The sequence below is a fragment of the Roseibium sp. Sym1 genome, assembly GCF_027359675.1.
Taxonomy (GTDB): Bacteria; Pseudomonadota; Alphaproteobacteria; order Rhizobiales; family Stappiaceae; genus Roseibium.
Map to the genome: position 1 here is coordinate 1,511,580 of NZ_CP114786.1, position 20,226 is coordinate 1,531,805.

A 20,226-nucleotide genomic window follows, 5' to 3' on the forward strand; every position below is an offset into this window, starting at 1 on the left:
CCCTCCCGTTAATATACCATACCCCGAAAGAAAATTCGTCCACTGGACTACCATTTCTCGACCCTTAAATATCATGGGTCTTCTCAAAAATTTTCAATATTATTCTACGTCACCTTGAAATTGACTCAAGATCTTCTCTGCACAAATGCTCGGCAATTTTATCAGGTTACAGCCCGCAATCCGGGCATCCAGCCGTTCTCCGCAATGCCGTGCCATTGCCCGCACAAGGTTGGTCCTGCATTTTTTGACTGTCGCCCCGGGCACAAACCTTCCGTTCCTCGTCCGCCGCCCGCCAAACCAAACACAGTTTCCCCGTCACGGAAGTCAACCGGCCATGCCGAAAATTTCTTTGAATTCAATACTCTGGCTGCTTTCCCTTTCGTTTGCGGCAGCGTTTCTTGTCCTGGCCTGCATAGCAACCTCAGCCGAGCTTGCGTCCCTGTCGGCTGCAATGATGCTTCTCGGCAAGTACAGCGCCCTATTTTTCAGCATGTTTTCTTCGATTTTTTCTCTTTTGGCTCTTTCTTTCTCTCTGAACGCGCCCCCGGGTCGCCCGTTAACCATTTATACTGTCGTTGTTGGGGCGTTTCTGCTTGGAACTGCCTTCTGCTTTCAACTGGCCGGACTTCGGAGCGACGGCGCCCAAGCGCTGGCCCTCGCTGCCGGGTTTCTCATGATCTTGCGCGCGTTCGGTGTTGTGCTGTTGCCGCCACGCGGAGACCACAGCGGCGTTGCCGAGGCCAACCTTGCGCTGTCGCTCGCGCTTGGCGCGGCCGCGGCATGGTGGATTTTCGTCGATCTGACATCCGCCGCGGTCGTGCTCGCGGTCACCCTGCTGATGGCCTGGCCGTATCTTCTCGACGGCATCAATGCCTTTGCCGACAAGGTGTTTCACAGGGCGGCGCTCGGCGCAGGGGCGCGTGAGCTGGCGCCGGGCGCCTTCCGCAAGATTGCACGGGCGCGCGATATCCTGATCGACAAGGCCGCCGTCATGTCCGGACCCGACCTGATGGTCACCAATGTCATGGCGTTCAACAACGAACCCAAGACGCTGCTTGCCGTGGCGGCGTCCGCGGAGGCCCAGTCCAGCCATCCGGTTGCCCAGGCGCTGCGTCAGCTGGCCGCGCAATGGCATGTCTCCCTGAAAATGCCGGACCGGTTCGAACCGGCGCCCGGCCTGGGCGTTGTCGCCCTGCTGGGTGGCCAAACAGTGGTCATCGGAACCACGGACCTTTTGAAGCAACTCCGGATCGACAGTTTCACCGCGGATGCCATCGCCCGCTCGCTCGAGGCGGACGGCAAGACCGTGTTGCGGGTGGCGGTCGGCGGCCGTGTCGTCGGAGTGCTCGGCCTGGAGGGAACCCTGCGTCAGGATGCCGGGGTCGCCGGCATGGCGCTGCGCAGGGAAGGACTGGTGCCCTGGCTCGTCAGCGGCGACAGCCTGAAGACACGCGAGGCCCTTGCCGGCATGCTTGGCCTGGAACTTCCTGACGACCCGCGTCCGGGCGAGACTGTCCAGGAAGCCGCAACCCGTGCCTTTCCGGCCGGCGCTCCGCTGATCCTGGCCCTGTCCCAGGACCGCAGGTCGCTGGAACTGCGCGAGATCCATACATCCGTCCAGCCCGGGCAGGACCAGACACAGCCCTTGATCGCGGTCAGCGATACCGACGATATCGGCGCCTTTCCCGCGCTCAAGGCCCTGGCCATGCGCCGCAACCGCCTGGCGCTTCGCGCGCGCCGCCTGCTCACCGGGCTGTCGGCCGCAGGCGGGCTCTGCGCTGCCCTGGCGCTCATGCCGCTGGTGGCGGCGCCCATGCTGTTTGTCCTCGGCCTGATGATCCTGTGGACCTTTGCCCGTTTTTCGGTCTCCGACCCTGCAGTCAGCCCGGACTGACCGGCAATTGCGCCAATCTCAGCCTCCGGAACCAAATTCGCGGGACACTGCCTTTACAGGCACCGAGAGCTGGTGTTTATCGATGTTGGACATGGACCCGCGCATTGTCCGCTCAGGCCGTTCGAGCCTTGATGAGCGGCGCACAGTCTCCCGGCACGACTGTGCAGATCTTTCCTTGCTTTTTCGCGCCTCAAGGACGCCTGAACGCATGGTCTTCGGGTCCCGGGCCAAAAGAGATGCGATGAGGGACAAGGCGCCATGAGCGACACAAGATATCCGAAGCTGCGGTCCGCCGCCTGGTTCAACAATCCGGACAATCCGGGAATGACCGCACTTTATATCGAGCGCTACCTCAATTTCGGACTCACACGGGAAGAACTGCAGTCCGGCAAGCCGATTATCGGCATTGCCCAGACCGGTTCCGATCTCTCGCCCTGCAACCGGCACCATCTGGAACTGGCCAAGCGCGTGCGCGAAGGCATCCGGGAGGCCGGGGGCATTGCCTTCGAGTTTCCGGTGCACCCGATCCAGGAGACCGGCAAGCGCCCGACGGCGACCCTCGACCGCAACCTCGCCTATCTGGGCCTGGTCGAACTGCTCTACGGCTATCCGATAGACGGTGTCGTCCTGACCATCGGCTGCGACAAGACCACGCCCGCCTGCCTGATGGCGGCCGCGACCGTGAACATTCCGGCGATCGCGCTGTCCGTCGGCCCCATGCTCAACGGCTGGCACAAGGGCGAGCGCACCGGCTCCGGCACGATTGTCTGGAAGGCCCGGCAGATGCTGGCGGCCGGGGAAATCGACTATGAAGGCTTCATGGACCTGGTCGCCTCGTCCGCGCCGTCGGTCGGCTATTGCAACACCATGGGCACGGCAACAACCATGAACTCCCTAGCCGAGGCCCTCGGCATGCAGCTTCCCGGCGCAGCAGCCATCCCCGCTCCCTACAGGGAGCGCGGGGCCATCTCCTTCGAAACCGGCAAGCGGATCGTGGAGATGGTGCATGAGGACATGAAACCGTCCGACATCATGACCCGCGAAGCGTTCGAAAATGCCATCGTCGTCAATTCGGCGATCGGCGGCTCGACCAACGCGCCGATCCACCTCAACGGCATTGCCCGCCATCTGGGCGTCGAACTCGACAATGACGACTGGCAGGCCATCGGCCATGACGTGCCGCTTCTGGTCAACCTGCAGCCGGCCGGCGAGTATCTCGGCGAGGACTATTTCCATGCCGGCGGCGTGCCGGCCGTCGTTGCCGAACTGATGCGGAACGGCAAACTGCCCCATCCGCATGCGATTACCGCCAACGGCAGGTCCATGGGCGCCAATTGCGACGGCGTCACCACCGATCTGCCGGACGTGATCAAGCCTTTCAACGCGCCGATGAAGGAAAAGGCCGGCTTCATCAACCTGAAGGGCAATCTCTTCAACAGCGCGATCATGAAGACCAGCGTGATTTCGGACGAATTCCGCAACCGCTACCTGTCCAATCCGGACGACCCTGACGCCTTTGAAGGCCGGGCCGTCGTCTTCGAGGGACCGGAAGACTATCACCATCGCATTGAGGACCCCGGCCTGGCCATCGACGAACACTGCATGCTGTTCATTCGCGGCACCGGTCCCATCGGCTATCCGGGCGGGGCGGAAGTGGTCAACATGCAGCCGCCGGCAGCCCTGATCAAACGCGGCATCACGGAGCTGCCGTGCATTGGCGACGGCCGTCAGTCGGGCACCTCCGGCTCGCCCTCGATCCTGAATGCCTCGCCGGAAGCTGCCGCAATGGGCGGGCTGGCGTTGCTTCAGTCCGGCGACAGGGTCCGTATCGACCTGAGAAAGGGCACCGCCAATATCCTGGTTTCCGATGCGGAGCTGGCGGAACGGCGCGCGGCGCTGGAAGCCGCGGGCGGTTTCAAGGTGGCCGAAAGCCAGACCCCCTGGCAGGAGATCCAGCGATCGATGATCGGACAGTTCGACAAGGGCATGGTGCTGGAACCGGCGGTCAAGTACCGGGACGTGGCCCACACGAAGGGGCTGCCACGGGACAATCACTGATCTGATAATCTTGTCACGTGCATCGCGCCAGGCGGCGCGAAATGCTGAAAAACTGCTTCATTGCCGGGCTTGACCCGGCAATCCAATCCGTGACTGCGCCACAACGGAAGAGCAGTAAAGGCGCCGCAACGGCCTGGATCCCATGGCCAAGCCCACTGCTGTCCGGTTTAACGCGGCTCAATTACTACAGGTCATTGATTCATTGTCGATATTTACACTTCTCCTGGTCCGGGACACGTAGCGCCTTACCGCTTGCGCCCCTCTCCCCCTCCAGGGGGAGACTGGAACAAGCGGCATAGCCTGATTGTGGTCTGAGGTTCCTGCTTAACCGGACAGCAGTGGGTCAAGCCACGGGATGACGAAGCATGTGACGAAATTCTCCTGGCCGAATTCAACCCGTTCAATTTCACACTTGACGATTACGTAAACGGCATGCTTCAAGAAGGCAACATCGGGCTTCGGCCCCAATCCAGACGGGAGAAGATGACATGTCCTTGGAACAACTGACCGAAGGTGTGCGCGCTAAAGTGGCCGACGGCGGCATCGAGGAAGCGGTGAAATTCGACCTCGGCGAGACTGGCGTGATTTTCCTGCAGGGCTCCGACGTCTCCAACAAGGACGAAGACGCAGACTGCACCATCAAGATGAGCGCAGAGGACCTTGCCGACCTGCTGTCCGGCGAGCTGAACCCGACAGCGGCCTTCATGGGCGGCAAGATGCAGGTGGAAGGCGACATGAGCGTCGCCATGAAACTGGGCAGCATCGTCTGAGATCGGTCTCTTGAGGCAGAGGCCTTGCCGGAAAGCGGAGAAGCTGGCCATCAGCTTTTCCGCCTGTGAATTGTCTTGGCAAGGTGAAGTAGTTCTTTGAAGTTTTTTTAATAGTCTCGCGCTATCTATAATAACGGGAAAAGTAATAGGTATTTTTCCCTATACAACAGCACAAACGCTCCGGCTGGAACATTTGAAGAGGCCGAGGCGCTTGTGTCTGCCGTGGCTTTTACAAGATCTGCTCGGTTCCGAGATTGTTGAAAATGGGTCAAGGATACGCGCCAGGGGAGATGGCCGACGACGTCGACATTATGCGGTCGGTGTTTGCCTGTGCGCCAAGCAACATCACGGTCTTCGACAACAGTGGCCGGATATTGCTGGCGAACTCGGCGCTCCAGGCCCGTCGCGATGTCAATTTCGAAGACGTTTTCGAAAAGTTCCCCGACGAGCTCTCCAGCCCCCTGAACCTGTCCCACCTCCCGGAGGCAATCCGGCAGACAGCAGCGCAGGCCGAACCGAGGGTCCTGGAAATTCCGTATGAAAATGCGCAAGGCACCGCCGGTATCCATATCATCAATCTGGTTCCGGCACTGAGCGATACGGGGCACGTCAAGTATGTCATTGGCTATAGCCGGAACATCGCCGATGTCGCCAAGCTCAATGCCGCCGTCGCCGAAGATCAGTTGCATGCCGCGGTCAAGGTCCTGCCTGACATTTTCTGGATAAAGGACACCGAAGGCAGATATGTGCTGTGCAACGAGCAATTCGATCTGTTTAACGGGATCGAGCGAGGCAGCATGCTCGGCAAGAGGCCTTCGGACCTCGGCAGCGGGCCCATATACGACCTGCACAAAAAGACGGACGAACAGGCCCTTGCCTCAAAGGAGCCGGTCAGGTTCGAACTGGAACTCCCTCCCGATCAGGAAAACGGAATCCGGCATTACGAGGTGCAGAAAACCGCCATTCTCGATAGCCAGGGCAAGATTTCCGGACTGCTCGGAATGGCGCGCAACGTTACCGAGCGGCACAAGCTTGAGGAGGAACTGCGAACCCGGGAACGGGAATACCGTCACCTGGCGGAGCATTTGCCGGACTGCCTGATCCGCTACGATGCCCGCGCAAATCCGGTTTACATGAACGCCGCTCTCCTGACCTTGCTGAAGGATCGATTTGGCATCGAAGCCAGGGAGTTGATGGAGGGAAAAAGAGGCTTCCCGCCGAATACCGCGGCTTTCGACAGCGTGCACCAGACGGCGCTCAAGGCGCTGGAAAGCGGACAGCCGCAACAAATCGAAGAATCCTTCCAGTGCCTCGACGGCAGCACGATTGTCGAGGAAATACGGCTGTTTCCGGAGTTTGACGACACGGGTGAAACAACATCGGTCGTCGGTATCGGCCGCGACATAACCGCGAAAAAAATCGCGGAGCGGGACCTCAGGGCGAAGGAGCGGGAGCTGCGGAGGCTGGCCTTTACCGATACCCTGACGGGACTGGCCAACCGGGCCACGTTCACCACGACGTTGGCGGAACAGTTGGAGCGTGCCACCTCGACCGGAAAGAAAATTGCGCTTCTCACCCTGGATATCGACGGTCTCAAGTCGATCAATGACACGCTTGGACATGCCACGGGCGACGCGCTTCTTCAAAAGATGGCCAAACGCCTGCGGAAAGCCGCCAAAACGGCAAGCTGGATCGGCAGGCTCGGAGGCGACGAATTCGCGCTGATCCTGTCCGGTCTGGACGCCGCCGAATGCGCCGAAAAACTCGCGGAACAGATCATCGAGCTGGCCAGCCAGCCAATGACGCTGGAAGGCAACAGGATCAATGTCTCCATGAGCGTTGGTATCACCGTCGGTCCCGATGACAGCCCCAGTGCCCTTACCCTGTTCCGCTATTCGGACATCGCGCTTTATGCCGCAAAGTCACAGGGACGGGGACACTACCGTCGATACAGCGAGGACTTGAGCCGGGCGATCAACAAGCGCTTCGAGTTTGAAGCCATGATCAACGAGGGTCTGCGCTCAGAGCAGTTCGTCGCCTATTTCCAGCCCAAGACCAATCTGGCGAGCCTGCAGGTGCGAGGTGCCGAGGCGCTTTGCCGTTGGCGGCACCCTGAAAAGGGGTTCATCTCGCCGGCCGAGTTCATTCCCCTGGCCGAAGAGACAGGACAGATCCTGGAAATCGGCCGGCGCGTTCTGAAACAGACATGCCAGGTCGCCGTCGAATGCAACAAGGACAGGACCGACCCGTTCGTGATTGCGGTGAACGTTTCCTCCCGGCAATTGCTGTATGGAGGTTTTCTCAACACGCTGCGCGATTGCCTGGAGGAAACGGGGTGCAAGGCCTCGTGGCTGGAGCTGGAAATCACCGAAAGCATCCTTCTTACCGACGATGAAGCCATCATCGAAACACTGGAAACAATCACCGGCCTTGGAACAATGGTTTCGCTGGACGACTTCGGCACCGGTTATTCGGCATTGAGCTATCTTCTGAAGTTTCCCATTTCCGGTCTCAAGATCGATCAGTCCTTCATTCGCGAAGTCGACAAGGGCGGAAAGCAGGAAGTTCTCGTGCGCACCATCCTCACCATGGCGCAGAGCCTTGGCCTGAAAACCGTTGCGGAAGGCATTGAAACCAGGGAAATCGCCGCTCAGCTCACAGAGCTTGGATGCGACGAAGGGCAGGGTTATTTCTGGCACCGGCCGATGAGCGCGGACAACCTGCTCGAGCTCGCAAGACAGCGCAACGGCGCAAGGGCGGGAATTGCGGAACGGTCCGGCACGCCTCGGACCGCAGTCAGGATGTAGGGCCGATCCCGGCCCGAAGCGTTTTCCCTCCAACCTGGCCCGTTCAATGAGCTGGACCTCCGGAGTACCGCCAAACAAAACGGCGGCCCCGAAGAGCCGCCGCCTCAAGTTTCTGGATGGTCCGGACCGCTACCGGTTGGTTATGATTTCCGGGCCCATCAGGCTGTAGGGCAGCCAGGTGGACAGGGCCGGGACATAGGTCACCAGGATCAGGAACAGCAGCAGGATGGCCACGAACGGTGCCGCCGCCTTGACCACCTGCACCAGACTCATCCCCGTTATCCCCGAGGTCACGAACAGGTTGAGGCCGATCGGCGGCGTGATCATGCCGATTTCCATGTTGACCACCATGATGATGCCGAGATGGATCGGATCGACACCGAGTTCGATGCCGATCGGAAACACCACCGGCGCCACGATCAGGAGCAGGCCCGACGGTTCCATGAACTGGCCGCCCAGCAGCAGCAGCAGGTTGACCGCGATCAGGAAGGTGAACCAGTTGAAGCCCGCGCCGACCATCAGGTCCGTGATAGCCTGGGGAATGCGCTCGGACGTCAGCACGTGGGCGAAGAGCAGCGCGTTGACGATGATGAACATCAGCATGATGGTTGTCTTCGCCGCGTCCACCATCACCTTCTTGGTGTCCTTGTGGAACATGGCCGGAAAGAACTTCCAACCGATCAGTCCAAGGTTGCGACCCCAGACCTTGCCGCCGACGGCAAGTGTGGCCGGAAGTGCGGCCGGTGCAACACCGTGGCGCAGGATCGGATAGCCGATCAGGGCCGCCAGCAGGACAGCCGCGCTATCGATACCGAAAAAGCCGGCGCGGTCGGTGAAGGCATAGGCAAGGTCGGACCAGACGAACATGGCCACAACCGCATAGGTGATCGCTTTGAAGCCGGCCAGTCCCAGGTCTCCATCCTCGTCCGTGACCCAACGGATACCGGCCAGCGGACCCATGTCACGATAGACGAACAGGGCCACAAGGCAGGCATAGACGGCGGCCACGGCCGCAGCTTCGGTGGGCGTGAAGATGCCGCCATAGATGCCGCCAAGGATGATCACCATCAGGAACAGGCCGACGGCCGCTTCGGTCATGGCATGCCAGATTTCCTTGAATCCGGGCCAGGGCTGGGCAGGCAGGTCCTTGACGCGCGCCATGACGTAAATGGCGATCATCAGCATCAGGCCCGCGATCAGGCCGGGCACGACCCCGGCCAGGAACATGCGGCCGACGGATACGTTGGTTGCCGCGGCATAGACCACCATCACGATGGAGGGCGGGATCAGGATACCGAGCGTGCCCGCATTGGCGATGACGCCGGCCGCGAATTCCTTGGTGTAGCCCGCCTGGCGCATGCCGGCGATGGCAATCGTGCCGATGGCCACAACGGTCGCCGGAGACGACCCGGACAGCGCGGCGAACATCATGCAGGCGAAAACGCCGGCAATGGCAAGGCCGCCGCGGATCGAGCCGACGGTCGCGATCGAGAAGCGGATGATGCGCTTGGCAACACCCCCGGTTGACATGAAGGCCGAGGCCAGGATGAAGAACGGGATCGCCAGCAGGGTGTAGTTCTGCGAGGCCGTGAACAGCTGCAGGGCGACCGAAGAGATCGAATCGTTGGAGAAGATGGCGATCGCCAGAACGCTCGACAGGCCGAGGGAGATGGAGATCGGAACGCCCAGGAACAGAAAGCCGAGGACGAGGATAAAGAGAATTGCTGCTTCCATTGTCCCGGCCTCAGTCCTTCAGAACGTCTTTGTTTTCGGCAACGAGGTCTTCCGCCTCATGCGCGGCGATCATCATCTCGCGCTCGCCGGTCATGATCTGCCAGGCCGCCTGAATGCAGCGGAACAGGAAGAGGGCAAGGCCGATCGGAAGGATCAGGTAGGCAATCCAGCGCTGCACACGCTCCTGGGTGCCGAAATTCTCGATAATGACTTCGGGATAGCGCAGATCGTCGAGACCGATGCCGATCTTGTACATCTTCATCCAGTAGTCGATGGCGCCGCCCCGGGTGTTGAGCCCGAAGATGTGCAGCCATTCGGACCACAGGAGGGTCAGGGCGTAGACAACCCCACACAGGGCACCGAACACCGCCACGACCCGGAACATCGGTTTCGGAAACAGCCGGATGACAGCGTCGACCCCAAGATGCGAGCCGATCTTCACGCCGTAGCTCATGCCGAACAGGATCAGCCAGGCGAACAGGATACGTGTGAGTTCCAGAGCACCGGTCCAGCCGGAATTAAAGCCGTATCGCGCCACCACCTGGGTGAAGGATACGATGGTCATGGCCGCCAGAAGGAAGGCAAGGACGCCCTCCTCGAAGCGCGTGACCCAGTTGTCGACGCGTTGCATGCGTTTCCCCCGAAATAGGTCTCTTGAATTCTTGCAGGCCGGGCGGCTCAGCTGGCCGGTGCGACCTCAGGACCTTGGCAGAAGGGCCGGACGAACCGGCCCTTCCACGTCTTGGTTTTCAAAACCGTCAGCTGGCGTTGTTCGCAGCAGAGGCGGCGTCGATCAGATCCTTGCCGATGTCGCCTTCGAACTTGCTCCAGACCGGCTTCATGGTATCGACCCAGGCCTTGCGCTGTTCCGGGGTCAGTTCACGGATGGTGGAGCCGGCATCCAGAATGTTCTGGCGGTTGGCGGCTTCCTTCGCGGCGACCTTGCCGTTGGCGGTCGCGGTGACTTCTTCCACGATGGTCATGAACTGGTCACGAACGGCCGGATCCAGGCTGTCGAGCCATTCGTCGGAGGTGACGAGCAGATAGGCCAGCAGCTGGTGGTTGGTTTCGGTGATGCCGTCCTGCACCTCGAAGAACTTCTGGGTGTAGATGTTGGACCAGGAGTTTTCCTGACCGTCGACAACACCGGTCTGCAGGGCGCCGTAGACTTCCTTGAAAGCCAGTTTCTGGGCGTTTGCCCCCATGGCTTCGATCATTGCCACGGCAACGTCGGAGGTCTGGACGCGGAACTTCAGGCCCTTGGCGTCGCTGGGAACCAGCAGCGGCTTGTTGGCCGAGAACTGCTTCAGGCCGGAGCTCCAGTAGCCGAGGCCCTGGAAACCGTAGTCGGTCATGGAGTTCAGGAGTTCCTTGCCGTCCGGGCCGGTGGTGAAGCGGTCAACCGCTGCCAGGTCCTGGAACAGGAACGGCAGGTCGAACAGACGGAACTTCAGCGTGTAGGCCTCGAACTTGGAAAGGGACGGCGCAGCAAGCTGGACGTCGCCGAGCAGCAGGGCTTCCATCACCTTGTCATCGTCGAAGAGCTGCGAGTTCGGGAACACCTGCATGCAGGCGGTGCCGTTCATCTCATCATTGACGCGTTCCGCCAGAAGCGTGGCAGCGTCGCCTTTCGGGTGGCCGGTCGCGGCAACCACGTGGCTGAACTTGATGACGATTTCGCCGTCATCACAAGCGTCGGCCGCATAGGCGTTGGCGGAAAAGGCAAGGGACGCCGCGGTTGCTGCGGCGAGAGCGAATTTTTTCATCGGATGTCCTCCCAGACATTTCAGTATGACGGCCATTCGGGCCGGACAGCACGGTGGCTGGTCGGCTCCCGGTTCGCAAACAGCGTGCCAAGTGCCGCCAGCTCTTGAAAAAGCGCCGGTTTCCGCAGGTTAACAAATTGTTGCTCCCAGACCTAGCCGAAGTGGCTCCCTAGGGAATGGGTAGATAGCGACACATGAAGGGGAGGCGATGGGTCGGAATCGACACATCGCGAGCAGGTCCGGGCCTCTGCCGGGTGCCTATTGCCAGAGCGCACCGCTTTTCGGATCGTGCCGCAACGGCGTTTCAAGACGTGCGAGCTTGTCCGGGTTGCGGATGATGAAGATCCGGTCGATCCGGCCATCACCGTCATAGCCGAGCGTCAGCGCCGTCACGACGCGGGCATCCTCCAGCAGGAGAAAACCCCGCAATCCGTTGATGTTGCAAGGCTGGATGGGGCCGCCGCCCCACAGGCGGGACATGATCCGCGCGACATATTTGGCGACCCCCGCCCGGCCTTCCAGAACCCGTCCAAGGGCAGTCGCCTTGCCACCGCCATCGGACTGGAACTGGACCGTTTCCGCCAGAAGACCGCTGAGCTGCTCGGTGGAACCGCTTTCCAGCGCTTTCAGAAAAGCATCCAGCATGCGCTGCTGGTGATCGGGCGAAGGCACAAAGCGGGATGCCGGGTCCTGAATATGCCTGCCGGCACGCGACACCAGCTGACGGCAGGCCTGTTCGCTGACACCCAGCGCCGCCGCGACCTCACCATAGGGCTTGCCGAAGACCTCCCGCAGCAGGTAGGCCGCGCGTTCCTTCGGACTGAGCCGCTCCATGAGCAGAAGAAATGCTGTTGTCAGCGACTGGGCCCGCTCCAGATCGGCCTCCGGGTCCGACCCGGCGTCGATCTGGAGCGGCTCGGGAATCCACGGGCCGACATAGTCGACCCGCTTCCGGTGTGCGGCCTTCAGACCATCCAGGCAGCAATTGGTGCAGACCGTGGTCAGGAAGGCTTCCGGATTGGCAATCGCGGCGGTGTCCGCCCCCTGCCATTTCAGAAACGTGTCCTGAACCGCGTCCTCCGCGTCCGCCATGGAGCCGAGCATTCGGTAGGCGAGGCCGAGGAGGCGGGGACGGATGCTGTCAAAAATTTCCCTGTCTGAACGATCCATCGGCCGGTCCCGTCAGTGGTTGGAAACCTGCACGCGGTTCCACAGGTTGATCATGGCGACCGCTGCGGTGATCGCGCTGATCTGGGTTTCGCTGAAGTGTTTGAGAAGATCCGAGCGCAGGGCGTCATAGTCAGTCTTTGGATCGAGACTGGTCAGCGCCTCGGTCCAGGCAAAGGCCGCCTTTTCCGCGTCCGTGAAATCGTCCACGTGGCGCCAGACGATCACGCGCTGCAGCCGTTCCTGGCTCTCGCCGTCACTGAGGGCTTCTTCCGTGTGCATCTTGACACAATAGGCGCACTGGTTGATCTGGGAGGCGCGCAGATCGATCAGGTGGCGCAATTTCGGCTCCAGGCCGGACTTGCCGATCTCACCGCTTGCGGCAACGAAGCGCTTCACGATGTCGGGAACGTTTTCATAGTGGTTGATGGCTGTCGAAGTCGTCATGAGTGTCTTCCAATCGAGGGTTAAGGGAGTGACACAAGGGTGACGAACGCCGGATCCGGTTTGTGACATGGGCGATGTCTTTTTTGAAGTCGCTGACAGGCAACGGCATGGATTGCAGGGTCAAGCCCACTGCTGTCCGGTTAAGCAGGAACCTCTGACCACAATCAGGCTATGCCGCTTGTTCCAGTCTCCCCCCTGGAGGGGGAGATGTCTCCGATAGGAGACAGAGGGGGGCTCAACCTCTCGGCAAACAAGGCCTTTTTCGAATTCGCGGAACCGCTGCGCCCCCCCTCTGTCCGGTTCCCGGACATCTCCCCCTCCAGGGGGGAGAGGGGCGCAAGCGGTAAGGCGCTACGTGTCCCGGATCGGAAAAAGCGGAAATATCGACAATGAATCAATGACCTGTTGAACATGGGCCGAGTTAAACCGGACAGCAGTGGGTCAAGCCCTGCAATGACGAAATTACATAAAGCTATCGCAATTCCGGTCCACACCTCTGCTCCGTCATCCCATGGCTTGACCCACTGCTGTCCGGTTAAGCAGGAACCTCTGACCACAATCAGGCTATGCCGCTTGTTCCAGTCTCCCCCCCGGAGGGGGAGATGTCTCCGATAGGAGACAGAGGGGGGCTCAACCTCTCGGCAAACAAGGCCTTTTTCGAATTCGCGGAACCGCTGCGCCCCCCCTCTGTCCGGTTCCCGGACATCTCCCCCTCCAGGGGGGAGAGGGGCGCAAGCGGTAAGGCGCTACGTGTCCCGGATCGGAAAAAGCGGAAATATCGACAATGAATCAATGACCTGCTGAACATGGACCGAGTTAAACCGGACAGCAGTGGGCTTGACCATGGGATCATGCCGCCACATCGCCTCGGGACACTTCATCGAGACAATTGAACCCGGTGTCTGCAATTCAAGCCGGCATCGCCTCTTCCTTGCCGAGCCCGTATTTGCGCATCTTCTCGTAGAGCGCCTTGCGCGACAGGCCGAGATTTTCATAAGTCGGCTTGATGGCACCGTCATTGCGCTTCAGTTCGGCCGCAATCAACGCCCTTTCATAGGCGGCAACCTGGTCGAACAGCGTGGAGCCGGCCGCGCCCGCCGGTTCCGTGACCTGTTCCACCCCGAGCACGAACCGGTCGGCAACATTGCGCAGTTCGCGCACGTTTCCGGACCAGTCGCGGGCCATCAGGCCGGCCAGATATTCCTCGCTGATATCGGGAATTTCCCGGCGGTAACGGGCACGCGCCTCCACCGCGAGATGCCGGAACAGGAGCGGGATGTCCTGGAGCCGGTCCCGCAGCGGCGGGATGGCAACATTGACGACATTCAGCCGGTAGAACAGGTCGAGACGAAAGCGCCCTTCCTTGCCGGCGGCTTCCAGGTCCTCCTTGGTGGCGGCGATGAAACGCACATCGAGTTCGATCGACTTGTTGGATCCGAGCCGCTCGATCGTGCGGGTTTCGATTACCCGCAAGAGCTTGACCTGGAGTTCCAGCGGCATGGATTCGATTTCGTCCAGGAACACCGATCCGCCATGGGCATGCTCCAGCTTGCCGATGCGCTGACCGCTGGCGCCTGTAAAGGCTCCCTTTTCGTGACCGAACAATTCGGATTCGATGATTTCCGCCGGCAGGGCGCCGCAATTGAGGGCCACAAAGGGCTTGTCGCGGCGTGGTCCCTCGTCGTGCAGCGCCCGGGCGACAACCTCCTTGCCCGACCCTGTCTCGCCCAGGATGAGAACGTCCGCATCGGTCGCGGCCAGCGCGGTCACGTTCCGCCGGAGCAGATCCATGGCGGGCGTGCGTCCGACCAGCCGGCTTTCCAGGCCCGTCCTGTCCGCCAGTTCCTCGCGCAGCTTGCGGTTTTCAAGAACCAGCCTGCGCTTGTCCAGCGCACGTTCGACCACGGATGCCAGGTGCGCGACGGAGAAGGGTTTTTCCAGGAAGTCATAGGCGCCGGCACGCATGGCCTCCACGGCGAGCGGAACATCACCATGACCCGTGATCAGGACGACCGGCAGGGCCGGATCGATCTCGAAGGCCATTTTCATCACCTGAAAACCATCCGTGCCCGGCATGCGGATATCGGTGACCAGAACGCCGTAAAAATCGCGGTTGACCCGTTCAAGGGCCGCCTCGGGCGTGCCGGTTGCAAAGACTTTCTGCCCGGACAGTTCCAGCCCCTGCGTCAGGGACCCGCGCAAGTCCTCCTCATCGTCAACCAGCAGAACAGTCGCCTGATCCATTTGCACGTAGTCCCTTATTCCGCCGCCAGAACATATTCGTCGGCCACCGGCAGGCGCATGGTGAACATGGCCCCGCCCTCGTCGAGATTCGCCGCCTTCAGTGTGCCGGAGAAGTCATGGACGATCTTGTACGCGATCGACAAGCCCAGACCGAGGCCCGCCCCGACATCCTTGGTGGTAAAAAAGGGATCGAAGACCTGGGGCAGGGACTCCGCATCAATACCGGGACCATTGTCGGCAACCGTCAGCACGGCCTGATCGCCTTCCCGATGCAACGACAGCGCCACCTTGGGCAGAGGACTGTTGGCAACGGCATCGACCGCGTTGGACAGCAGATTGACCACCACCTGCTCAAGACGGATGCGTCCGCCCTTGACGATGATGTCCTCTTCCGGGAGCACGAGATCCAGGGTCACCTGTTTCTGTTTTATCTGGGGCTGCAGGAGGAGAGTTGCCTCGTCCACCACCTGGCGCAGGGATACCGGCTTGATGTCGGTGCCGGACTTGCGCGTGAACCCCTTCAGCGTCTTTGCAATCTCGGCCATCCGGGTAACCATGCCCTCGATCCGGCCAAGATTGGTCTTGGCCTCCGTGGCGCGGCCACGTTCGATCAGCATGCCGGCGATTTCCGCATCCGAGCGAATGGCCGCAAGAGGCTGGTTGTATTCATGGCTGAGCGCCGCCGACATGCGCCCGAGGGTGGCCAGCTTGGCCGTCTGCACCAGTTCGGCCTGGGCCAGACGCAGATCGGACTCGGCCTGTTCTCGTTCGCGCACCTCGCGCTCCAGTCGAACGTTGGCCTTGCGCAGATCCGCAGTCCGGCTCTGGACACGGCGTTCCAGGCGCAGAGCTTCCGCGCGGGAGCGCCGTTCCTGTCGACGGAATTCCGCTCGCCGCGCGATCAGGATGGCCAGCCCGCCGGCGGCGATCACACACACCAGGAGCGCCACCAGCATGGCCCAGCCAGACCTCTGGCGCGCATCGTCGATATCGACAAGCGAACGGACCTGCCAGCCGAGCACCGCCACGTTTTCCCGCAGTTGCATATGAGCATCGCTCGCAGGCGCCACTGGAACCAACAGTGCGAGCCTTTCAAGCGGCGACATGTCGGCAATGTCCCTGCCGAGGTCGAGCTCCTCCATGGTCTTGCCGCGCCACTCCGGCATGTTGCTCACAACCACCCGGCCATCCGTATCCAGAGCAAAGATCGTGTCCTTGCTGAGCGCCCAGGCCTGTTCGACATCGTCCAGGCTGACCCGCACGGCCACGATGCCGACGATCTCGTTTCCCCGCCGCAGTGGCGAGGCGAACACGTAATTCGAAGCACGATCCGGTGTTCCGGGAATGAGCTGGCGGCCGAGTTGACCCAGTTTGGCCTGTTCGAATGCTTGCCGGATCTGGTCGGCGCCACCGATGGAACTCGCGGGCACCCCGGCATGGCTGGACACCACGACCTCGCCGTCGGCATCCATCAGCCAGATTTCCTCGGCCCCCGACATGCCGGCCGCGATCGCGGTGATGCCGGGATCCAGAAAAGGACCATCACCGTAAAGCAGGTCGCTGATGTCCGGTCCACGCGCAAGCAGCGGCGACAGCAGCCGGAACTTGTCGAGCAACCGCTCCAGAACGGCGGTCTGCACGGCCAGATTGGCCCTGGCACCCGTCTCCAGTTCCGCCAGGGTGATCCTGAGGCTGGCAAGACCCGTCAGCCAAAGGACCAGCACCGTCGCCAGCACGAGCGACGCTCCGATCCCGATTTTCAGCTTGCGCCAGCTCCGGCGCAGGGGTTTGCCTATCATGGCGCCAGTATACCCAAGCCGGACCATCCGTGAAGCCGCCGAGACCGGCCTGTCTCTTTGCGTCAAGGCGTCGTGCGATAACTGTCGGCCAGTGCCGGTGCCCGCTGGCGCCGGTCGATGGCCACGCTCTTGATCAGCACCGTGACTTCCCTGCCCACATGAAGGTCGAGTTCGGCGACGGAAGCCCGGGTGATGCGCGCGCGCAGTGTCTGGCCGCGCACCGAGCACAGGATTTCCGCATAGGGACCGGATTCACTGGAAATGCTGGTGATGACGGCGGCAAACGCATTTCGGATGGACAGGCCTTCGGGCGGGTGAAGGGCCAGCGCCACGTCCCGCGCGCGGATACGAAGGCGGACAGCGTCGCCCATCGCCGCCGCCATGTCGGGAATCTGAAGAACGGCGCCGCCGATGTCGACATCGGTCAGGCCCCAGTCCGGGTCGATCCTGGCAACGGTCCCCTCCAGGAGCGCGCCTGCCTCGTGCCGGCCGGTCGCCTTGCCGAGGTCCGTCCGCGCCAGCATGTCCGCCACCGGTCCGAAAGCGGGCGTTTTGCCATCCGACAGGATCACCAGCGTGTTGGAAAGGCGGGCGACCTCCTCGATGGAATGGCTGACATAGAGGATCGGAATGCCGGCTTCGGCGCACAGCCGGTCCAGGTAGGGCAGAATGTCGTTGCGCCGGGCCTGGTCCAGGTTTGCCAGCGGTTCGTCCATGATCAGCAGGCGCGGATCCGACAGCAGGGCGCGGCCGATGGCGACGCGCTGCTTTTCCCCGCCGGACAGTGTTCTCGGCATGCGCTCGAGCAGGCTTCCCAGTCCGAGCAGGTCGACCACTTCGGACATGTCGCGCGTCCCGGCCCTGCGTCCGGCCCAGCGCGCATAGGTGAGATTGGCGCGGACGCTCAGGTGTGGAAACAGCCGCGCATCCTGGAAGACATGACCGACACGCCGCGCCTGGACGGGCAGATCGATGCCCTTGTCCGCGTCGAACAGGACCGTGCCGTTGACGGCGATGCGCCCGCGCGACGGGGTCAGCAGTCCCGCGATCATGTTTGTGAGCGAGGTCTTGCCGGCGCCGGACTGGCCAAACAGGGACGTCACGCCGCCACTGCTCCTGAAGCAGGCCTCGAGTGTCATCTGTCCGACATGGCCGGCGATGTCGACATCAAGCATGGCCGGCTCCCATGCGCGCGCGCAATCGCCGGACCAGAAGCTCGGAGGCGATCAGCGCTGCGAAGGCAACAATTGTGGCGATCAGGGTGAGCCGGAAGGCCGCCAGATCGCCGCTCGGGGTCTGCGTGGCGGTGTAGAGCGCAAGCGCCAGGGTGCGGGTCTCGCCGGGGATATTGGAGACAAACGTGATGGTCGCACCGAACTCGCCCATGGCCTTTGCGAACCCCAGGATCGCACCGCCGAGGATTCCGGGCAGGGCCAGCGGAAGGGTGATCGTGAGGAAGGCAACCAGCCGACGCGCTCCGAGAGACTTGGCCGCCTCCTCCAGCTTTTCGTCAACGGCCTCGAAGGATATCCGGATCGGCCGCACCATCAGCGGAAAGGCCATCACCCCCGCCGCGAGCGCGGCGCCGGTCCAGTTGAAGGCAAAGCTGATGCCCAGGGTGTTTTCCAGAAAGGCACCGACGGGCCCCTTTCGGCCGAAGGTCAGCAGCAGGACGTAGCCCGTGACGACGGGCGGCAGAACCAGCGGCAAATGCACAAGCGCGTTGACGATGCCGTGACCGGCAAAACGGTATCTCGCCAGCAGATAGGCAATCAGGACGGCCATTGGCAACGCGACGAGGAGCGCCGTCGCGGCAACCTTGAGCGTGAGCACAAGCGCCTGCCATTCACCGGGCTGAAGAGAGAAGAAATCCACGTTTGTTCAGTCTGTTGGTTCCGGTCGCAGGCCGTTCTTGTCTGACCCTCATCCGTTATCGGCCACAAAGCCGAGGGAGCGCAAGACCTCCTGTGCCGCTGGACCTGCCAGAAAGTCCAGGAATTGCGACGCGGCGCCCCTGTCGCCTTCCCCGGTCAGCGCCGCAAGATAGCGGATCCGGGGATGACTGCCTTCCGGAAACTCATAAAGGATAGTGACCCCGGGCTCGATCAGGGCGTCGGTCCTGTAAACGAGACCGGCGGGTGTATCGCCGCGTACCACGGCCGTCAGCGCGACCCGGACATTTTCCATCGGTGCAAGCGCATGCGAAACCGTCGACCAGAGGCCCTGGTGCTCAAGCGCCGCCTTGCCGTAGCGCCCGGCGGGCACCGTGTCGGGATCGGCCATGGCCAGACGGTGCCCATCAAGCCGCTCCTGCAGATCCGCCGCCGCAGGCTCAAGGGCTGCACTGCCTTTCGCCCCGATCAGGACAATCGCGTTGGAGGCAAAATCCCGGATCGTGTCCGCCTCGACCACCCCCGCGTCGCGGACATAGTCCATCCAGGCGGCGTCGGCGGAAATGAATACGTCGGCAGGGGCGCCCGCCTCGATCTGCCTTGCCAGGGTGCCGGTGCCCGCAAAGGAAAACACCACCGCGGTTCCGGTCTCCTCCTCGAAGGCCGCGCCGATGGCCTCCATCGCCTCGCGCAGGCTCGCCGCGGCAAAGACCGTCAACGGCTCGGCGGCCCGGGTAGGGAGCAGCGTGGAAAGCATCAAAACCGAAATGAAAAGCAGGCGCCGCATCAAGACCTCGTTCCGTCCAACCGTGCAACCAGGGTCGGGACCCTAGCTAAGCCCTTTGCACGGCAGCTTCAATAGGGCCGACGACGGCGGCCGGGCAGCCGTCGGCTTCGGAAGAACCGGTCTTGACCCCTTTTTCCGGGCCCGCTCGCAAATCGGGTCGTTCCTGTCCGGCGGTCTGCCTATGGTCGTCCCAGATCAGCCAAGGAGACAAAAATGTTCCAGATCCAAGCTTTGCCCGCCGCCAGCTTTTCCCATCTCTACGGTCTGAGCGACGCCGAACTCGCTCGGAAGAATATCCAGGTGCATTATTCCGACGGCGCCTTTCCCTGCCGGGTGTCACTCAAGGACGTGGCCGAGGGAACACGCGTGTTGCTGCTCAATTTCGAGCACCAGCCGGGCGAATCACCCTACCGGTCGCGCCATGCGATCTTCGTTGCCGACGGCGCCGAGGAAAACCATCCGGAAGCCGGCACGGTGCCGGAAGCGATTGCCTGCCGCCTTCTTTCGGTTCGCGCGTTCAACCGGGATCATGAAATGATCGACGCGGATGTCATCGAGGGTCGTGAGGTCGACACCCTGATCAACAGGTTCTTCGACAATCCGCAGGTCGACTACATCCACCTGCATTTTGCGCGCCGCGGCTGTTTCGCCGCCAGCGTTACCCGCACAGCCTGGGCATAACCGAATTTCACGGACGCCTGTGCACGCCCCGGAGGTCATTTCCTCAAGACATGCCTCCGGGTCTTGCCCGAGAGTGCCTTGCCTGTGCAGGACGTTGCGGTCACTGCCGAGGCCATCGGTTCTCTTCCGGTTCTCATGCCGGCGGATCCTCCAACCTGTTTTAAGATCTTGTGCCCACAG

16 protein-coding genes are annotated in these 20,226 nt (G+C 61.8%); 5 read left to right on the forward strand and 11 right to left on the reverse strand.

Translation table 11 applies throughout. The features are described from left to right. Window positions 1-324: 324 nt before the first annotated feature. Window positions 325-564 carry a hypothetical protein gene (locus tag O6760_RS06805; protein ID WP_269584729.1) on the reverse strand — a complete coding sequence of 80 codons (240 nt, stop codon included), beginning with the start codon at window positions 562-564 and terminating at the stop codon, window positions 325-327. Window positions 565-673: 109 nt separating this feature from the next. On the opposite strand from O6760_RS06805, the gene O6760_RS06810 reads away from it, so the two are divergent. From O6760_RS06810 to O6760_RS06825, 4 genes are all read left to right on the forward strand, one after another. Then, window positions 674-1,894 (forward strand): HAD family hydrolase, encoded by a 1,221-nt coding sequence (locus O6760_RS06810; RefSeq protein ID WP_269584730.1) that lies wholly within the window; start codon window positions 674-676, stop codon window positions 1,892-1,894. Window positions 1,895-2,152: 258 nt separating this feature from the next. Next, complete coding sequence (locus O6760_RS06815; protein ID WP_269584731.1) at window positions 2,153-3,952, forward strand: IlvD/Edd family dehydratase; 1,800 nt, start codon at window positions 2,153-2,155, stop codon at window positions 3,950-3,952. 488 nt (window positions 3,953-4,440) lie between these two features. After that, on the forward strand, window positions 4,441-4,722 hold the full coding sequence (locus O6760_RS06820) for an SCP2 sterol-binding domain-containing protein (protein WP_269584732.1): 282 nt from the start codon (window positions 4,441-4,443) through the stop codon (window positions 4,720-4,722). Window positions 4,723-5,012: 290 nt separating this feature from the next. Then, on the forward strand, window positions 5,013-7,529 hold the full coding sequence (locus O6760_RS06825; protein ID WP_269584733.1) for an EAL domain-containing protein: 2,517 nt from the start codon (window positions 5,013-5,015) through the stop codon (window positions 7,527-7,529). Between the two features lie 129 nt (window positions 7,530-7,658). Here the strand turns inward: O6760_RS06825 and O6760_RS06830 are convergent, their stop codons facing one another. From O6760_RS06830 to modA, 10 genes are all read right to left on the reverse strand, one after another. After that, window positions 7,659-9,263, reverse strand: a complete 1,605-nt coding sequence (locus O6760_RS06830) for a TRAP transporter large permease (RefSeq protein ID WP_269584734.1) — start codon at window positions 9,261-9,263, stop codon at window positions 7,659-7,661. A gap of 10 nt (window positions 9,264-9,273) precedes the next feature. Then, window positions 9,274-9,894 carry a TRAP transporter small permease gene (locus tag O6760_RS06835; RefSeq protein ID WP_269584735.1) on the reverse strand — a complete coding sequence of 207 codons (621 nt, stop codon included), beginning with the start codon at window positions 9,892-9,894 and terminating at the stop codon, window positions 9,274-9,276. 127 nt (window positions 9,895-10,021) lie between these two features. Continuing rightward, window positions 10,022-11,029 carry a DctP family TRAP transporter solute-binding subunit gene (locus tag O6760_RS06840; protein ID WP_269584736.1) on the reverse strand — a complete coding sequence of 336 codons (1,008 nt, stop codon included), beginning with the start codon at window positions 11,027-11,029 and terminating at the stop codon, window positions 10,022-10,024. A 258-nt stretch (window positions 11,030-11,287) separates the two neighbouring features. Continuing rightward, window positions 11,288-12,199 carry an RNA polymerase sigma factor SigJ gene (gene sigJ / locus O6760_RS06845; protein ID WP_269584737.1) on the reverse strand — a complete coding sequence of 304 codons (912 nt, stop codon included), beginning with the start codon at window positions 12,197-12,199 and terminating at the stop codon, window positions 11,288-11,290. 12 nt (window positions 12,200-12,211) lie between these two features. After that, on the reverse strand, window positions 12,212-12,643 hold the full coding sequence (locus O6760_RS06850) for a carboxymuconolactone decarboxylase family protein (protein ID WP_269584738.1): 432 nt from the start codon (window positions 12,641-12,643) through the stop codon (window positions 12,212-12,214). A 909-nt stretch (window positions 12,644-13,552) separates the two neighbouring features. After that, window positions 13,553-14,887, reverse strand: coding sequence for a sigma-54-dependent transcriptional regulator (locus tag O6760_RS06855; RefSeq protein ID WP_269584739.1), 1,335 nt, complete (start codon window positions 14,885-14,887; stop codon window positions 13,553-13,555). A 14-nt stretch (window positions 14,888-14,901) separates the two neighbouring features. Continuing rightward, the gene (locus O6760_RS06860) at window positions 14,902-16,686 is read right to left on the reverse strand and encodes a sensor histidine kinase (RefSeq protein WP_269584740.1); all 1,785 of its coding nucleotides are present in this window, start codon (window positions 16,684-16,686) and stop codon (window positions 14,902-14,904) included. 62 nt (window positions 16,687-16,748) lie between these two features. Further along, the gene (gene modC / locus O6760_RS06865) at window positions 16,749-17,861 is read right to left on the reverse strand and encodes a molybdenum ABC transporter ATP-binding protein (RefSeq protein ID WP_269584741.1); all 1,113 of its coding nucleotides are present in this window, start codon (window positions 17,859-17,861) and stop codon (window positions 16,749-16,751) included. Further along, complete coding sequence (modB, locus tag O6760_RS06870) at window positions 17,854-18,561, reverse strand: molybdate ABC transporter permease subunit (protein WP_269584742.1); 708 nt, start codon at window positions 18,559-18,561, stop codon at window positions 17,854-17,856. The genes modC and modB overlap by 8 nt, the downstream gene beginning before the upstream one ends. A 48-nt stretch (window positions 18,562-18,609) precedes the next feature. Continuing rightward, entirely contained in the window at window positions 18,610-19,365 is a 756-nt protein-coding gene (gene modA, locus O6760_RS06875) for a molybdate ABC transporter substrate-binding protein (protein WP_269584743.1), read from the reverse strand. A gap of 213 nt (window positions 19,366-19,578) precedes the next feature. Between modA and O6760_RS06880 the strand changes: the two genes are divergently transcribed. Then, window positions 19,579-20,046: a DUF1203 domain-containing protein gene (locus O6760_RS06880; protein ID WP_269584744.1), complete on the forward strand. Its 468-nt coding sequence runs from the start codon at window positions 19,579-19,581 to the stop codon at window positions 20,044-20,046. Window positions 20,047-20,226: the final 180 nt, after the last annotated feature.

Excerpts from the sequence above, each read along its gene's own strand:
- O6760_RS06805 (WP_269584729.1), bottom strand. The coding sequence starts at position 564 with ATGGTTAACGGGCGACCCGGGGGCGCGTTCAGAGAGAAAGAAAGAGCC.
- O6760_RS06810 (WP_269584730.1), top strand. The coding sequence starts at position 674 with ATGATCTTGCGCGCGTTCGGTGTTGTGCTGTTGCCGCCACGCGGAGAC.
- O6760_RS06815 (WP_269584731.1), top strand. The coding sequence starts at position 2,153 with ATGAGCGACACAAGATATCCGAAGCTGCGGTCCGCCGCCTGGTTCAAC.
- O6760_RS06820 (WP_269584732.1), top strand. The coding sequence starts at position 4,441 with ATGTCCTTGGAACAACTGACCGAAGGTGTGCGCGCTAAAGTGGCCGAC.
- O6760_RS06825 (WP_269584733.1), top strand. The coding sequence starts at position 5,013 with ATGGCCGACGACGTCGACATTATGCGGTCGGTGTTTGCCTGTGCGCCA.
- O6760_RS06830 (WP_269584734.1), bottom strand. The coding sequence starts at position 9,263 with ATGGAAGCAGCAATTCTCTTTATCCTCGTCCTCGGCTTTCTGTTCCTG.
- O6760_RS06835 (WP_269584735.1), bottom strand. The coding sequence starts at position 9,894 with ATGCAACGCGTCGACAACTGGGTCACGCGCTTCGAGGAGGGCGTCCTT.
- O6760_RS06840 (WP_269584736.1), bottom strand. The coding sequence starts at position 11,029 with ATGAAAAAATTCGCTCTCGCCGCAGCAACCGCGGCGTCCCTTGCCTTT.
- sigJ (WP_269584737.1), bottom strand. The coding sequence starts at position 12,199 with ATGGATCGTTCAGACAGGGAAATTTTTGACAGCATCCGTCCCCGCCTC.
- O6760_RS06850 (WP_269584738.1), bottom strand. The coding sequence starts at position 12,643 with ATGACGACTTCGACAGCCATCAACCACTATGAAAACGTTCCCGACATC.
- O6760_RS06855 (WP_269584739.1), bottom strand. The coding sequence starts at position 14,887 with ATGGATCAGGCGACTGTTCTGCTGGTTGACGATGAGGAGGACTTGCGC.
- O6760_RS06860 (WP_269584740.1), bottom strand. The coding sequence starts at position 16,686 with ATGATAGGCAAACCCCTGCGCCGGAGCTGGCGCAAGCTGAAAATCGGG.
- modC (WP_269584741.1), bottom strand. The coding sequence starts at position 17,861 with ATGCTTGATGTCGACATCGCCGGCCATGTCGGACAGATGACACTCGAG.
- modA (WP_269584743.1), bottom strand. The coding sequence starts at position 19,365 with ATGCGGCGCCTGCTTTTCATTTCGGTTTTGATGCTTTCCACGCTGCTC.
- O6760_RS06880 (WP_269584744.1), top strand. The coding sequence starts at position 19,579 with ATGTTCCAGATCCAAGCTTTGCCCGCCGCCAGCTTTTCCCATCTCTAC.